Source organism: Rhodococcus sp. Leaf233, assembly GCF_001426165.1.
Taxonomy (GTDB): domain Bacteria; phylum Actinomycetota; class Actinomycetes; order Mycobacteriales; family Mycobacteriaceae; genus Rhodococcoides; species Rhodococcoides fascians.
Genome location: NZ_LMRO01000009.1, coordinates 1,023,912 through 1,037,623 on the forward strand (window position 1 = coordinate 1,023,912; position 13,712 = coordinate 1,037,623).

16 protein-coding genes are annotated in these 13,712 nt (G+C 64.9%); 6 read left to right on the top strand and 10 right to left on the bottom strand.

Features of this window, described 5'->3' with window-relative positions; genetic code table 11:
* Window positions 1-26 precede the first annotated feature (26 nt).
* The 4 genes from ASH04_RS15490 to ASH04_RS15505 all read right to left on the bottom strand — a co-directional run bounded on the left by ASH04_RS15490 (window position 27) and on the right by ASH04_RS15505 (window position 4,103).
* Window positions 27-377: an STAS domain-containing protein gene (locus ASH04_RS15490; RefSeq protein ID WP_141214482.1), complete on the bottom strand. Its 351-nt coding sequence runs from the start codon at window positions 375-377 to the stop codon at window positions 27-29.
* Window positions 378-534: 157 nt separating this feature from the next.
* Window positions 535-2,127: a phytoene desaturase family protein gene (locus ASH04_RS15495; RefSeq protein ID WP_057473900.1), complete on the bottom strand. Its 1,593-nt coding sequence runs from the start codon at window positions 2,125-2,127 to the stop codon at window positions 535-537.
* Window positions 2,124-3,494 (bottom strand): APC family permease, encoded by a 1,371-nt coding sequence (locus ASH04_RS15500; protein WP_052053773.1) that lies wholly within the window; start codon window positions 3,492-3,494, stop codon window positions 2,124-2,126. The genes ASH04_RS15495 and ASH04_RS15500 overlap by 4 nt, the downstream gene beginning before the upstream one ends.
* A 171-nt stretch (window positions 3,495-3,665) precedes the next feature.
* Window positions 3,666-4,103, bottom strand: coding sequence for an SRPBCC family protein (locus ASH04_RS15505; RefSeq protein ID WP_027496188.1), 438 nt, complete (start codon window positions 4,101-4,103; stop codon window positions 3,666-3,668).
* A gap of 237 nt (window positions 4,104-4,340) precedes the next feature.
* Between ASH04_RS15505 and thiD the strand changes: the two genes are divergently transcribed.
* From thiD to ASH04_RS15520, 3 genes are all read left to right on the top strand, one after another.
* Complete coding sequence (gene thiD, locus ASH04_RS15510; protein WP_057473901.1) at window positions 4,341-5,132, top strand: bifunctional hydroxymethylpyrimidine kinase/phosphomethylpyrimidine kinase; 792 nt, start codon at window positions 4,341-4,343, stop codon at window positions 5,130-5,132.
* Between the two features lie 154 nt (window positions 5,133-5,286).
* The gene (locus ASH04_RS15515; protein ID WP_032364705.1) at window positions 5,287-5,592 is read left to right on the top strand and encodes a membrane protein; all 306 of its coding nucleotides are present in this window, start codon (window positions 5,287-5,289) and stop codon (window positions 5,590-5,592) included.
* Entirely contained in the window at window positions 5,589-7,094 is a 1,506-nt protein-coding gene (locus tag ASH04_RS15520; protein WP_139278546.1) for a Mur ligase family protein, read from the top strand. The genes ASH04_RS15515 and ASH04_RS15520 overlap by 4 nt, the downstream gene beginning before the upstream one ends.
* 11 nt (window positions 7,095-7,105) lie before the next feature.
* Here ASH04_RS15520 and ASH04_RS15525 read toward each other — a convergent pair whose 3' ends face one another.
* The 6 genes from ASH04_RS15525 to ASH04_RS15550 all read right to left on the bottom strand — a co-directional run bounded on the left by ASH04_RS15525 (window position 7,106) and on the right by ASH04_RS15550 (window position 10,554).
* A complete protein-coding gene (locus tag ASH04_RS15525) occupies window positions 7,106-7,321 on the bottom strand; it encodes a hypothetical protein (RefSeq protein ID WP_032364706.1) in 216 nt (71 codons plus the stop codon).
* 28 nt (window positions 7,322-7,349) lie between these two features.
* Window positions 7,350-7,607: a lipopolysaccharide assembly protein LapA domain-containing protein gene (locus tag ASH04_RS15530; protein WP_174557318.1), complete on the bottom strand. Its 258-nt coding sequence runs from the start codon at window positions 7,605-7,607 to the stop codon at window positions 7,350-7,352.
* 88 nt (window positions 7,608-7,695) lie between these two features.
* A complete protein-coding gene (locus tag ASH04_RS15535) occupies window positions 7,696-7,866 on the bottom strand; it encodes a CsbD family protein (protein WP_008718579.1) in 171 nt (56 codons plus the stop codon).
* Window positions 7,867-7,980: 114 nt separating this feature from the next.
* A complete protein-coding gene (locus ASH04_RS15540) occupies window positions 7,981-8,787 on the bottom strand; it encodes a transglutaminase-like domain-containing protein (RefSeq protein ID WP_057473902.1) in 807 nt (268 codons plus the stop codon).
* Between the two features lie 84 nt (window positions 8,788-8,871).
* Entirely contained in the window at window positions 8,872-9,891 is a 1,020-nt protein-coding gene (locus ASH04_RS15545) for an LLM class flavin-dependent oxidoreductase (protein WP_027496194.1), read from the bottom strand.
* 81 nt (window positions 9,892-9,972) lie between these two features.
* On the bottom strand, window positions 9,973-10,554 hold the full coding sequence (locus ASH04_RS15550) for a TetR/AcrR family transcriptional regulator (protein ID WP_230074079.1): 582 nt from the start codon (window positions 10,552-10,554) through the stop codon (window positions 9,973-9,975).
* Window positions 10,555-10,647: 93 nt separating this feature from the next.
* Between ASH04_RS15550 and ASH04_RS15555 the strand changes: the two genes are divergently transcribed.
* Genes ASH04_RS15555 through ASH04_RS15560 form a run of 3 tightly spaced genes read left to right on the top strand, consistent with a single transcriptional unit; the run spans window position 10,648 to window position 13,710 of the window.
* Window positions 10,648-11,790, top strand: coding sequence for an acyl-CoA dehydrogenase family protein (locus ASH04_RS15555; protein WP_032383940.1), 1,143 nt, complete (start codon window positions 10,648-10,650; stop codon window positions 11,788-11,790).
* Between the two features lie 43 nt (window positions 11,791-11,833).
* On the top strand, window positions 11,834-12,229 hold the full coding sequence (locus ASH04_RS26195) for a carboxyl transferase domain-containing protein (protein WP_082519272.1): 396 nt from the start codon (window positions 11,834-11,836) through the stop codon (window positions 12,227-12,229).
* Window positions 12,121-13,710: an acyl-CoA carboxylase subunit beta gene (locus tag ASH04_RS15560; protein WP_057473903.1), complete on the top strand. Its 1,590-nt coding sequence runs from the start codon at window positions 12,121-12,123 to the stop codon at window positions 13,708-13,710. The genes ASH04_RS26195 and ASH04_RS15560 overlap by 109 nt, the downstream gene beginning before the upstream one ends.
* The last annotated feature ends 2 nt before the right edge of the window (window positions 13,711-13,712 follow it).

Genomic DNA, 13,712 nt, shown 5'->3' on the forward strand with positions numbered 1-13,712 from the left:
CGAGGTTACCTGTCATCGTGTCCGATTCACGATCCAGGCGCGTCGACGAACAGGTCGCCTGCACCCAGTACGTCGAGGACCATGCGCACCGAACGGGCCGGTGCGTGGATGACGATCTTGCCCGGGTGGGTGTATGTCGCGTCGACGATGGCATTCGCGACTCCCGAGTAGACGAACGACACCTCGGACAAGTCGATCGTGACCACGGAGGAAACGGCGGCCAGGCGATCGAGGCCGTGGACGAACTCGGCCCGGGTCGACATGTCGAGTTCACCGAAGGCGCGCAGGATGTTGTTCCCGTCGGAACGGACGATGGTGTCGAGTCGGAACTCGGCTTCGTCGTCGCGAACGGCGTTGTCCATGGTGGCAATGCTCATCGACATGTCGAGACCTCTTCCGGAGAAGTGCGCGGCCGGCTGGTGTCTCCGCCTGCTCGCTGGTTTGTTGTGTAGTCAACGATGCCAGTGCGAGATGTCGGACGGTGATGTCGACGATCTCGAGTCGGTAACGAAAGATCTCGTTTCGATAACGCCGTCATCGGGTCAGGAATTCGATCAGTGCACTGGTGACTTTCTTTCGCGCCCATCCGCGCGCCCCTCGCTGGCCGAGTGCGGCCCGAGCGGCGTTGGCCCCGGCCGCACCGTGGACTCCGCCCCCGGGGTGGGCGGACGCGGACCCGAGGAACAATCCTTCCACCGGGGTCTCCGCGCGCCCCAATCCTGGCGTGGGACGAAAGATCAACTGCTGCTGCAGTTGTGCGGTACCACCGTTGACCGCACCGCCGTGCAGGTTGGCATCGGCGCCGTGCAGATCACTCGGTCTCTGCACCACCCGTCCCACCACCGAATCGGCGAATCCCGGGGCGTGCTGTTCCAACACCTGATCGACGCGGTCGGCGACGGTCTCGGCGGCCGAGTCGTCGACGACGCCGCGCGGCAGATGTGTGTAGGCCCAAGCGCTTTCGGTGCCCTCGGGCGATCTGGACCGGTCCGCTGTGGTCATCTGGCCGAACAACATGAACGGGCTCTGCGGGAGAACCCCGGTCGTGAGATCGGCCGCCCAATGGACCAGGCCGTTGTCGTCCGCACCGAGGTGGACGGTGCCTGCGTCGGCCAAAGATGCTGAGCGCCAAGGTATTCGACGGTCGAGACCGTAGTTGAGCTTGACCACCGGGGTGTCCCACTCGAACGTACGTAAGTCGTCGTGCACGCGACGCGGGACCGCATCGAAGGGCAGCAACGACCCGTACAGCGCGGGGGCCGACACGTCGGCAACGATCGCTCGACGAGCGCGGAACGTCTCGCCACCTGTCGTGTGCACGGCGCGTGCACGACCGCCCCGCACGTCGATGGACTCGACGGGTCGACTGCACGTCAGCACAGCACCCGAAGCCTGAGCCCGGCGAATCAACGCGTCGGTCAATGCCGACGATCCACCTACGGGTGCCGGATACCCGACGTCCTGCGCGAGCATCGTCAGCAGATATCCCATCATTCCGCTCACCGGCGCGTCGGTGGGAACGTCGCCGTGCATCGCATTGCCCAGGAGCAGGCACCGCGCGGCCTCGCTGTGGAACAGCTCGTGGGCCATCACCCGTGCAGGCAACGCAGCGAACCGGACGAAGCGCAGTGTCTCGGAGACGCCGAGAGTGCGCGCCAATCGTGCTGCCGGCAGTACCGGTGGAAACGGCCCGAAGAGCGAACCGAGCAGGGGAGTGCGAATACGTTCCCACTGCTCGAACAGGCGCAGCCACGTGTCACCGTCGCGTACGTCGTGCTCACGCAACAGAGCAGCGGTCGCCTCGACGTCGTGATGGACGACCGGAGCGTCGGTGTCCTCCGGGGATCGCGCGTGGCCGTAGACCGTCGGCGAGTGAGACCACGTCAGTCCGTGACGCTCGAGCTCGAGTGCCGTCATGGCGGGCGAGGACACAGCCAGCGGATAGAACGCGCTGAACAGGTCGCTGGTGAATCCAGGAACCAGTTCGGCACTGCGGACGGCACCGCCGGGTAGTTCGGCCGCCTCGAGAATCACGACGTCCCACCCCGCGTCGGCCATCGCCGCAGCGGCGACCAATCCGTTGTGACCGCTGCCTATGACGACTGCGTCGACCTCTGTGGTGGTCATCGGGTGATGCTCCTGGGTTCGGTCGCGGTCTTGTTGCTCACAACCCTACCGACGTAGTACAGCGCGATTCCGACTGCGAGCAGCAGCCCGGCGCGGAGCCACGTGGCTGCGGACTGCTGAGTGAGCAGCACGGCGCACGTGATCAACGCCAGGACGGGAAGCGCCGTCGGCGTTCGAAAGTGGTCGGTGTCGGATCGGTCCCGACGCAGCACGAGCACGGCAATGTTGGTACTGATGAAGACGAACAACAGAAGCAGCACCACCGTTTCGGCGAGTGCGGCCACGGAGCCGGTGGTGCACAACACCATTGCGACCGCAGTGGTCGCGACAATGGCCGCCCACGGAGTCTTGCGGCCGGGCAGCACCTTGGCCAGGGCGACCGGAAGCAATCCGTCGCGGGCCATGCCGAAGGTCAGTCTCGACGCCATGATCATCGTCAGCAAGGCGCCGTTGGCGACGGCCACAAGGGCGACCAGACTGAAGACCCATGGTGGGATTCCGGCGTCGGCGGCGTCGACGACCTCGAGCAGCGGACCGGTGGACTGGGCCAGCGTATCCGCCGGAACGACCGTCGAGACTGCCAGACCGACCAGCACATAGACCGCTCCGGCCGTCGTGACGGCTCCGAGCAGAGCCCGGGGATACACCCGCCGCACATCCTCGACCTCCTCGGCGATATTGGCCGAAGTCTCGAACCCCACGAACGAGTAGAAGGCGAGCAGAGCCGCCCCCAGCACTGCCAGCGTCGGCGTGGTGTCGTCGGTGAATTCGAGCACCCGTGACGGCGCGCCGTCGCCGCGGCTCAGAACGAGCCCGGCCAGGGCGATGATCACGACGAGACCGGACACCTCGATCACCGTCATACCGAGGTTGGCCCGAAGAGATTCGGTGATCCCGCGGGCATTGAGAAGTCCGACGAGAAGTAGGAAGACGACCGCCGCAGGCACGGCGGGCACATCGAGGAACACTGCGAGATAGTCGCCCGAGAAGGCCAGCGCCAGACCTCCCGCGCTCGTCACGCCAGCCGCGAGCATCGAGAATCCGACGAGGAACGACACTATCGGTCGCCCGAAGGCTCGCTGCGCGAACACCGCCGCCCCGCCTGCTCGCGGGTACTTGGTCACCAATTCGGCGTATGACGCCGCAGTGAGCAAGGCCATCAGGAGAGCGAGCAGCATCGGCAGCCAGATCGCTCCGCCGACCTCACCCGCGATTTCCCCGACGAGAGCGTAGATCCCGGCACCCAGCACGTCACCGAGAATGAAGACGAACAACAACTTGCCCGAGATCGCCCGGCGCAGTGGCGTCGACGACCCGTCGGACTCGGAGCCGTCCGGGTGGACGCTCGGACTGTGGTCGGACGCCATCAGTGCCGGTTCCCGCTTCGGGGGCCGGTGCTGGAGACAGATCGAATCGATCGACGAAGTGGGGGAGTCATGTGAATCGCATGCCCGCTGCATTCGGTCTTCAATCGTGTTCGGCCGTTCCGTTGCGGCACAGAGGTTTCGGTGAGCGGGCCGTGCCCGACCGGGCAGGTTCTACGGGTTCGATGCGCGCTCCGCCAACAGTGCGAGACGCCTGAGTGCCTCGGAATTTCGGGGGTGAGACAGCGCATGTTGAACCCGGTTGGGCACGAGCTCGAACGGCGGTGTGCTCGCGTGCTCGATCATTTCGATCGTGCAGCCGGTCGCTGTCGGGTGCAACCGGACGGTGATGGAGGCGCGTCCGAACGGCATGGCCCTGGCTTCCAGCTGTAATTCGCGGTTCTCGTGAACGGCGACCGAGCGCGTGACGTCGCTGAGCACGAGCGGCCAGGCCCCGACCGAATGGTGGATGACACTGCCAGGAGCAGGCCACGCCGCGTCGACCGCTCTGATTCGGGATGCACCGACCACCCACATTGCGTAGGACCAGCCATCGGCAAGAACGTTCCACACGTCCTCGCATCGAGCTGTGGTGTCGCGTTTCGTCGTCACGCTCGGACCTCCGTCGTCATCTCGGTACGCCGCTACGCCGAACGAAAAGCGTTGGTATGCCGCCGTTCTCGGGGCACACGTACGGCGGTTGCGCAGTGGGGGACCGGCCTGGACTCGACTCGGATATCGGTGACGCTACCTGCCGCTGAGCCGGGGCACAACGCGGCAGCGGGCCCGGCGCACGCGGCTTCTCGACCACCCGGCGCGGTATGGGGCGTCGGTTGCCATAATGGGCCGATGTCGACAATCGCTTACGTGATCGCAGGTTCGGAAGCCACCGGCGGGGCCGGTCTGCAAGCAGATCTCAAGACGTTCGAGCGGTTGGGGGTCTACGGGGTCGGCACCATCACGTGCATCGTGTCCTTCGATCCGAAGGCCGAATGGGGCCACCGCTTCGTGCCGATCGACAGTTCGGTGATCGCAGATCAAATCGAAGTGGCCACCGCCGCTCACGATCTCGATGTCGTCAAGATCGGCATGCTGGGCACCCCCGCCACCGTCGCCACGGTCGCGGAATCACTGCGCCTGCAGCCGTGGCGTCATGTGGTGGTCGATCCCGTGCTGATCTGCAAGGGCCAGGAACCCGGTGCGGCTCTCGACACCGACAATGCGCTCCGTCGCGACATTCTTCCGCTGGCCACCGTCATCACACCCAACCTGTTCGAGGCAACGACGTTGTCCGGAATGGACTCCATCGACACCGTCGAGGATCTCGGTGAGGCAGCCAAGAGGATCGCCGACCTCGGCCCCCAGTACATCGTGGTCAAGGGTGGTGCCGGCCTACCCGGAGACGAAGCCGTCGACGTCGTGTTCGACGGACAGGACCTCACCGTCCTGCGCGCCCCGAAGATCGGCGACGAGAGGGTGTCCGGCGCAGGATGCGTGTTCGCAGCTGCGATCACCGCCGAGCTGGCCAAGGGATCCGGCGTGCTCGACGCAGTGGCCACGGCAAAGGACTTCGCGCATGCCGGCATCGTCGGCCGGTTGTCGAGTCGCGCTCCGTTCGCTGCCGTCGCCTGGCAGAACTGAGCCCGCCGGCCCGGATATCGATCACGGGTCTACCTCGAGTGCTGCGAGGCTTCATGTTTGGACGGGTTCGCCGCGGGGACACTGACGTAATCGACGTGTTCCTGCAGGCCCGGAATGCGTCGCCGGTGAAGCGAACAGCAGTCGAGGAGACACCATGGCCCAACATGACCCCGCCGACTCCGGTGCCGAAGCGAACGACGACGACCGCACGATGCGCGGGCACGCCGGGGAAGCGATCGTCGACGCGCGCAACTGGCCCGGCTACATCTGTATCGGTCTCGCGCTGGTCAGCCTCGGACTGACCTTGACCGCGGCCGGCTACGGGTTCGAGGGGTGGGCGTGGACGGGCGCGGTCCTCGCGCCCGTTCTGCTCGTCGCAGGCACGGTTCTGGTGTTGCTCGAGCGTCGCAGGGTCAAGGCACAGGAAGGTAAGAATCTGACCGACCCTGCGGGGCATTGATCGAGCCCGATCTCGGCAGGGGTGGCACGTCGTCGATCGGCGTCGGCGTGGAACTGAACGAGCTGGCACTCTCGATCGGCGCTGCGCCGCCGATTCGTTCCGTGCGAGTGACCGGGGCAAGCGACGACTCGCGAACGGTTCGTCCCGGTGACCTGTACGTGGCTTTGCCCGGCCGCCGAGCGCACGGCCTCGACTTCGAGCTCGAGGCCAAGGCCCGAGGGGCAGTGGCGGCGTTGTCGGACCGGGCCTCGACGGTTCTGCCGACACTCGTCGTGCCGAACCCGCGCCGCCGGGTCGGGGAGGTGTGCGCTCGAATTCATCGGTTCGCGCACCGAGACCTGGATCTGTACGGGGTCACCGGGACCAACGGCAAGACGAGCACCACCCTGCTGCTCGGAGCCGGGCTCGCTGCGGCGGGCGACTCCGTGGCGACTATGACCGGAATCGGTTTGGCGGGCCCGCGCGGCGCGGAAGAATCGGCCAGAACCACACCCGAGGCCGCCACCGTGCATCGGACTCTGCGCCGTTTCCGGGACGAGGGTGCTACGGCGGTTGCCCTCGAGGTGTCCTCTCACGCCGTCACCGAGCACCGCGTCGACGGCCTCCGTTTCGCGGTGATGGGGTTCCTCAATCTCACGCCGGATCACCTGGATTACCACGGAGACATGGACAGTTACTTCGCCGCGAAGGCCGAACTGTTCTCGGCGCACCGATCGACACGCGCTGTGGTCAACGTCGGCGATCCGCACGGCAAAATTCTGGCGGGACGCCTCGATATTCCCTGTTGGACGTGGTCCACGGCCGATCGCGGTGCCGATGTTCGCGGCGAGAACATCGAGTGCACCGACGTCGGAACGTCCCTGACAGCGCGAACCCCGATGGGCGATGTCGAGATCCGCCTACCTCTGCTGGGTCCGCACCAAGCCGAGAACGCTCTGGCCGCACTGACCATGGCGTTGGCGGCCAGCCGCGACATCGCAGCAGTCGCGGCAGGACTCGAACGCCTCGACGCCGTTCCCGGCCGCCTCGAACGTGTCGACGTCGGACAGCCTTTCCTGGCCGTCGTGGACTACATGCACAACACGGCAGGTCAGCGGGCGCTGCTGCCGTTCGTCCGCAGCGTGGTCTCGGGTCGACTGATCGTCGTCGTCGGGGCAACGGGCGAACGTGACCCGGGTAAGCGGTTTCCACTCGGGCGAACGGCAGCCACGTTGGCCGATGTGGTGATCGTCAGCGACGAGAGTCCGCTGTCGGAGGACCCCGGCACCATCCGAGCCGCAGTGGAAGAGGGAGCTCGGGCTGCACGCTCGGCGGTGGTGGTAGTGGAAGCCGACCGGCGGCGTGCCGTGGAGCATGCTGTGGCCATTGCTCAGCCCGGGGATGCCGTGGTCGTGGCGGGCCGGGGCTGCGATGCCGAACAAGTGTACGGCGACCACATCCTGCGATTCGACGACCGTGAGGTGTTGCGCGACGTCCTCGCCGCCCACGTCGCGCGGAGTTGAACGCGCTACCGCTACTGCGCCGCGGACGTACGTTTCCGAGCGGATTTGTCTGCTCGACGCTGCGCGAACCTGCCGGCGGACTTCAGGGCCTTGGATACGACATTGGCTCTGCCCGTTCGCTTTTCGAGGCTCACGCCGGCAAATGCCAGGAGCCGGGCAATGACGGGCAAGCCGATCGCGACGACGAGGTAGCGGTAGAGATACTTGCGAGCCAGCAGCGGGATCATGCGAGAAGTCCTGTCGTGGGGGAGGTTGTCAGCGGACGGCCCGTCGAACCTTGACTGCTGCTGTTGCCGTCAGCGCGATGATCGCTCCGACGACGGCTGCACCGAGCATTGCGACGCCCTGCCCGAGATCGAAGTTCCAGCCGAGGAAGTTGATCGTGCTGTGAACGGTGTTCTGCAGCACGAAGATGACCAGTGCCGCAACGAGCACGACCGTGACGAGGAGGGCCAACTTCGAGGCGAATCCGCCGCGGCGCTTGGTAGTTGTGGTGTCCGATGTTGCAATCATGAGGGTTCCGTTCTGTGAAGTGGAAGGTGAGCAGAAACCGAGTGCCGCCGATCGCGGTGACCGGCGGCACTCGATGCGGGGCTGCTGGTTACTTGAAGGTGTCCTTGATGTTCTCGCCGACCTTCTTGACGCCGGCCGAACCCTGATCCTTCTTGCCCTCGGCTTCGAGGTCCTTGTTGTCGGTTGCGTCGCCGACAACTTCCTTCGCCTTGCCGATGGCGTCTTCTGCTGCGTTCTTGGCCTTGTCGATGAAGCTCATGGTGTGCACCTTTCGGGTGGCTGTGATTGTTGGTAACGGATAGATAGTCGGTTTTCGAGGCCGAAAGCAAACGTCGCGCGAAAGTGATCTGTATCACTCGGACGACCGCGGCGGTCAGGTGAGGGAGACCAGCTCGGTGATGTCGTCGTGCGGGAGTTCGCCGTCGACCACGGCTGTGACGACGGAGCTGTTCAGCGTGATTGCACCCTTGTGGTTGTCCAGGAATGCGGTATCGGCGGCATCGCGGCCTACCGAAATGCGAACCAGAGTGGACCGCGGTGCCAGGCACGTGGCGTCGACGACACGCCACTGGCCGCCGACGAACGCCTCGGCGACGGCATGGAAATCCATCGGATCGCATCCGGGCGCGTACACGGCCACGAGGCGGGCAGGAACATTGACAGCGCGGAGCATCGCGACGACCAGATGCGAGTAGTCGCGGCACACTCCCTGGCCTGCGAGCAGCGTGTCGACGGCTCCGTCGATCGGATCACTGCTTCCTGGAACGTAATTCAGGCGTGCGCCCACCCAGGCGGAGATCTTGGCCAGCAGTTCCTCGGAATCGGCGTAGTCGCCGAATTCTGTTGCGGCGAAACCGTAGAACTTGTCTGCTTCGGCGTAGCGACTGGGCCGAAGGTAGAGCGACATGTCGTAGTCGGTGACGGGGGCCGGGGTGGTGTTGCCCAGGATGGTGGCGTCGTACGAGACCTGTAAGTTGCCGACGTCGGCGGGCATGACGTGAATGCGGTTGCCGTGCGGTCCGCTGACCTCCTTCGCCTCGACGGGATTACCGTCGAGAACGAAGGAGAGCGATTCGGTGACCGTCGTACCGGGGTGCGGTGCGATGGCGATCTGGAATTCGAGAGTGGTGGCGGCGGTGATGTCTACATCGAGGTGCGCGGATACGTCGCGTTTGAGCATGAGGACTCCTGGCAGGTGGGGGCGGGTGAACCTGCTGCCAGTACCCGTATCCGCCGAAACCAATCGCCCCTGGTCACCGAGTGATCAACGCCACCCCAGTGCGGGGGCCACGTCGCGCAGCAGCGTCTCCAGAACGTGTGCGCAGTACTCCACACCCAACTGGTTCGGGACGGTGAGCAGCAGAGTATCCGCGGCGGCGATCGCCTCGTCCGCTGCCAGTTCTTCGATCAGCCGATCGGGCTCGCCCGCGTAGGTCTTGCCGAAACGAGCCTTGCCGCCGTCGAGGTAGCCGACTTGGTCGTCGCCGCTGCCCTCTCGGCCGAAGTAGGCGCGGTCGAGATCGTTGACGATCGGAAAGATGCTGCGGCTCACGGATGTTCGAGGAGCGAAGTCGTGGCCCGCGTCGCTCCACGTCTTGTGGAAGCGTTCGATCTGTTCGGCTTGCAACTGATGGAAAGGCACCCCGGTGTCTTCGCTGAGAAGTGTGGAGCTCATCAGATTCATGCCCTGGCGCGCCGTCCACTCGGCCGTCTCGCGGGTGCCTGCGCCCCACCAGATGCGTTGGCGCAGACCCGGTGCGTGAGGTTCGAGGCGCAGCAGGCCAGGCGGGTTGGGGAACATCGGCCGCGGGTTCGGCTGAGCGAAGCCCTTGCCTTCCAGCAGGTCGAGGTAGATGCGGGTGTGCTCGCGAGCCATGTCCGCGTGGTCGGAGCCCTCCGCGGGGGAGTATCCGAAGTGGCGGTACCCCTCGATGACCTGTTCGGGCGATCCCCGGCTCACGCCGAGTTGCAACCGCCCGCCCGAGATGAGGTCGGCAGAGCCGGAATCCTCGGCCATGTAGAAGGGATTCTCGTACCGCATGTCGATGACGCCGGTACCGATTTCGATGGTGCTCGTCCTGGCTCCGACGGCGGCGAGCAGCGGAAACGGTGACGAGAGCTGATTGGCGAAGTGATGGACGCGGTAGTACGCGCCATCGGCTCCGAGTTCCTCGGCCGCGACCGCGAGGTCGATCGACTGCAACAGCACATCCGATGCCGATCGGGTCTGCGACTGCGGGGACGGTGACCAGTGTCCGAAGGACAGAAATCCGATCTTCTTCATCGTGCGCTCTTTCGTTGAAGGATCAACTATGTTCGTACGACTCAGCGCTCAGCCGGGTCGATTCATTCCCCGGTGCCAGCACTACGCCCCAATGCCCGCCGTCAACAACTTCGCCAGTTCGAGGTAGGCGTCGCCGTCACTCAGACCGGTCAGGCGGAACACCTCGCGCGTCTGGATGCGCACCATGACCGAGGATGCGACGTCACCGACGAATGCCGCGTGGACGTCGCGTACCTCGCCACTCGCCACACCCTCGCTGATCAGCTCCTGGACCCGTCGTGCCGCGATCGCGGTGTTGCGTTCGTACACCGATCGTGCCGATTCGAGCGACGCGAGATCGGTCATGAATTGCTCGGACGCAGATTCCAGAGCGGCACCGACTGCGGTGAGATACGTGGTGATGCGGTTGCGGGTTCCGTCGACCTCGGCGACCGCATTCTCGACCTGGGTGGTCATGGACTTGAAGTAGTGCACGGTTGCGCCGCCCACCAACTGATCCTTGCTCGACGCCAACGTGTACAAGGTGGATTTTGAGCAGCGGAGGCGAGCCGCGATGGTGTCGAGCGTCAGGTGAGCGAACCCCTCGGCCAGGAACAGGCTGACGAGTTGGTCGAACAATTCCGAACGGCGAGCCGTGGCATGCGAGGTCACGGGTGCGTTCACATCCAGGATGGTACTGCATCGTCTTGTGCAGTACTGTGCATCAGTACTGCGGATCATTCTTCAGTACTGATGCCGAACATCCCGGAGGTTCTAGTGCCCGTCGCTCGTCTGTTGCCCACCGCCGAAGCGCGCGACCTTCTCGCGCTGACCCGCGATGTGGCAGACAAGGTGCTCGACCCGATCGTCGACGAACACGAGCGCAACGAGACCTATCCGACGGGAGTGTTCGCCACTCTCGGCGAAGCCGGACTGTTGAGCCTGCCGTACGCGGAGGAATGGGGCGGCGGAGGTCAGCCGTACGAGGTGTACCTCCAAGTACTCGAGGAATTGGCATCACGATGGGCGGCCGTTGCAGTCGCGGTGAGCGTGCACGGTTTGGCCTGCTATCCCGTGATGGCGTTCGGTACCGATCAGCAGAAGGCCGACAAGCTTCCCGACATGCTCGGCGGATCGCAGATCGGCGCCTATTCGCTGTCCGAGGCGCAGGCCGGTTCCGACGCAGCGGCCCTCAGTTGCAAGGCGAGCGCGGCCGACGGTGGGTACACGGTCAACGGGTCCAAAGCATGGATCACCCACGGCGGTGTTGCTGATTTCTACAACCTGTTCGCCCGCACCGGCGAAGGCTCCAAAGGGATCTCGTGTTTCCTCGTTCCGGACGGGACCGAAGGCCTCAGTTTCGGCAAGCCCGAGGAGAAGATGGGGTTGCATGCGATCCCGACCACGTCGGCGCACTACGACAACGTGCACGTTCCCACCGAATGGCGCATCGGAGCGGAAGGTCAAGGACTGCAGATCGCCTTCAGCGCGTTGGACGCCGGAAGGCTCGGAATCGCCGCTGTCGCAGTCGGAATCGCACAAGCTGCGCTCGACGATGCCGTGAAGTACGCGCAGGAACGCACTGCGTTCGGCAAGAAGATCATCGACCATCAGGGTCTGGGGTTCGTGCTGGCGGACATGGCCGCCGCAGTCGACTCCGCACGCGCGACCTATCTCGACGCGGCTCGCCGTCGGGACGCCGGACTTCCTTACTCCCGCAACGCTTCTGTGGCCAAGCTGATCGCTACCGATGCGGCCATGAAGGTGACGACCGACGCCGTGCAGGTGTTCGGCGGGTACGGCTACACCAGAGACTTCCGCGTCGAGCGCTACATGCGCGACGCCAAGATCACCCAGATCTTCGAGGGCACCAACCAGATTCAGCGTCTCGTCATCGCCCGATCACTCGCGACCAACTGACCATCCGCACCTTGCTTTCCACACACACGTAGGGGACATCTGCATGACGACAACCGAACCCGATATCCATACCACTGCGGGTAAATTGGCCGATCTTCGTAAACGTCTGGGGGCTGCGGAGATGCCGTCGGGTGAGGCGGCGGTGGAGCGGGTCCACGCCAAGGGCAAGTTGACCGCGCGGGAGCGGATCACGGCCCTGCTCGACGAGGGCTCGTTCGTCGAACTCGATGCGTTGGCGCGGCACCGATCACAGAATTTCGGGTTGGGTGACAATCGCCCCTTCGGTGACGGTGTCGTCACCGGCTACGGCACCGTCGACGGCAACCCGATATCCATACCACTGCGGGTAAATTGGCCGATCTTCGTAAACGTCTGGGGGCTGCGGAGATGCCGTCGGGTGAGGCGGCGGTGGAGCGGGTCCACGCGAAGGGCAAGTTGACCGCGCGGGAGCGGATCACCGCCCTGCTCGACGAGGGCTCGTTCGTCGAACTGGATGCGTTGGCGCGGCACCGATCACAGAATTTCGGGTTGGGTGACAATCGCCCCTTCGGTGACGGTGTCGTCACCGGCTACGGCACCGTCGACGGCCGCGATGTGTGCGTGTTCTCCCAGGACGCGACCGTCTTCGGCGGCAGTTTGGGGGAGATCTACGGCGAGAAGATCGTCAAGGTGATGGACCTGGCGATCAAGACCGGACGRCCGTTGGTGGGSATCAACGAAGGTGCCGGGGCCCGCATCCAGGAAGGGGTGGTCTCCCTCGGGTTGTACGGGGAAATTTTCCACCGCAACGTCCGCGCATCCGGGGTGATCCCGCAGATCTCGGTGATCATGGGCCCCGCCGCCGGCGGGCACGTCTACTCCCCGGCCCTGACCGATTTCGTGGTCATGGTCGATGGCACCAGTCAGATGTTCGTCACCGGCCCCGATGTCATCAAGACCGTCACCGGGGAGAACGTGACGATGGAAGAGCTCGGTGGCGCGCACACCCACATGGAGAAGTCCGGGGTCGCGCACTACGTCGCGTCCGGGGAGCAGGACGCCCTCGACTACGTCCGCGACCTCCTGTCCTATCTCCCGAGCAACAATCGGGCCGATGCCCCGCGGACGGTGGCGTCGGATCCGATCGTCGGGGCGATCGAGGATTCGTTGACGGCGGAGGATCTCGAGCTCGACACGTTGATTCCGGATTCGCCGAACACTCCGTACGACATGCACGAGGTGATCCGCCGGATCCTCGACGACGACGAATTCCTGGAAGTGCAGGAGGGTCGGGCCCGCAACATCATCGTCGGGTTCGGGCGGATCGACGGCCGGTCGGTGGGGATCGTGGCCAATCAGCCCACCCAGTTCGCCGGCACGTTGGATATCGATGCCTCGGAGAAGGCAGCCCGGTTCGTCCGCACGTGTGATTGTTTCAACGTTCCGATCATCACGTTGGTCGATGTGCCGGGGTTCCTGCCCGGGACGGGCCAGGAATACAACGGCATCATCCGGCGTGGGGCGAAGTTGTTGTATGCCTACGGGGAGGCGACGGTCGGGAAGATCACCGTCATCACCCGTAAGGCCTATGGCGGGGCGTACGACGTGATGGGGTCCAAGCACATGGGTGCCGATGTGAATTTGGCGTGGCCGACGGCGCAGATCGCGGTGATGGGGGCCTCGGGTGCGGTCGGGTTCGTCTACCGCAAGCAGTTGCTCGAGGCGGCGAAGAACGGTGAGGACGTCGATGCGTTGCGGCTGACGTTGCAGCAGCAGTACGAGGACACGTTGGTCAATCCGTACGTCGCTGCCGAACGCGGGTATCTCGATGCGGTCATCCCGCCCAGTCACACCCGCGGTCAGATCGTGACCGCGTTGCGGCTGCTCGAACGCAAACAAGTGACCCTGCCCCCGAAGAAACACGGAAACATCCCACTATGAGT

What these genes read in the sequence shown, in the direction of transcription:
- ASH04_RS15490 (WP_141214482.1), bottom strand. Translation starts at nt 377, where the DNA reads ATGAGCATTGCCACCATGGACAACGCCGTTCGCGACGACGAAGCCGAG.
- ASH04_RS15495 (WP_057473900.1), bottom strand. Translation starts at nt 2,127, where the DNA reads ATGACCACCACAGAGGTCGACGCAGTCGTCATAGGCAGCGGTCACAAC.
- ASH04_RS15500 (WP_052053773.1), bottom strand. Translation starts at nt 3,494, where the DNA reads ATGGCGTCCGACCACAGTCCGAGCGTCCACCCGGACGGCTCCGAGTCC.
- thiD (WP_057473901.1), top strand. Translation starts at nt 4,341, where the DNA reads ATGTCGACAATCGCTTACGTGATCGCAGGTTCGGAAGCCACCGGCGGG.
- ASH04_RS15515 (WP_032364705.1), top strand. Translation starts at nt 5,287, where the DNA reads ATGGCCCAACATGACCCCGCCGACTCCGGTGCCGAAGCGAACGACGAC.
- ASH04_RS15525 (WP_032364706.1), bottom strand. Translation starts at nt 7,321, where the DNA reads ATGATCCCGCTGCTGGCTCGCAAGTATCTCTACCGCTACCTCGTCGTC.
- ASH04_RS15530 (WP_174557318.1), bottom strand. Translation starts at nt 7,607, where the DNA reads ATGATTGCAACATCGGACACCACAACTACCAAGCGCCGCGGCGGATTC.
- ASH04_RS15535 (WP_008718579.1), bottom strand. Translation starts at nt 7,866, where the DNA reads ATGAGCTTCATCGACAAGGCCAAGAACGCAGCAGAAGACGCCATCGGC.
- ASH04_RS15540 (WP_057473902.1), bottom strand. Translation starts at nt 8,787, where the DNA reads ATGCTCAAACGCGACGTATCCGCGCACCTCGATGTAGACATCACCGCC.
- ASH04_RS15545 (WP_027496194.1), bottom strand. Translation starts at nt 9,891, where the DNA reads ATGAAGAAGATCGGATTTCTGTCCTTCGGACACTGGTCACCGTCCCCG.
- ASH04_RS26195 (WP_082519272.1), top strand. Translation starts at nt 11,834, where the DNA reads ATGACGACAACCGAACCCGATATCCATACCACTGCGGGTAAATTGGCC.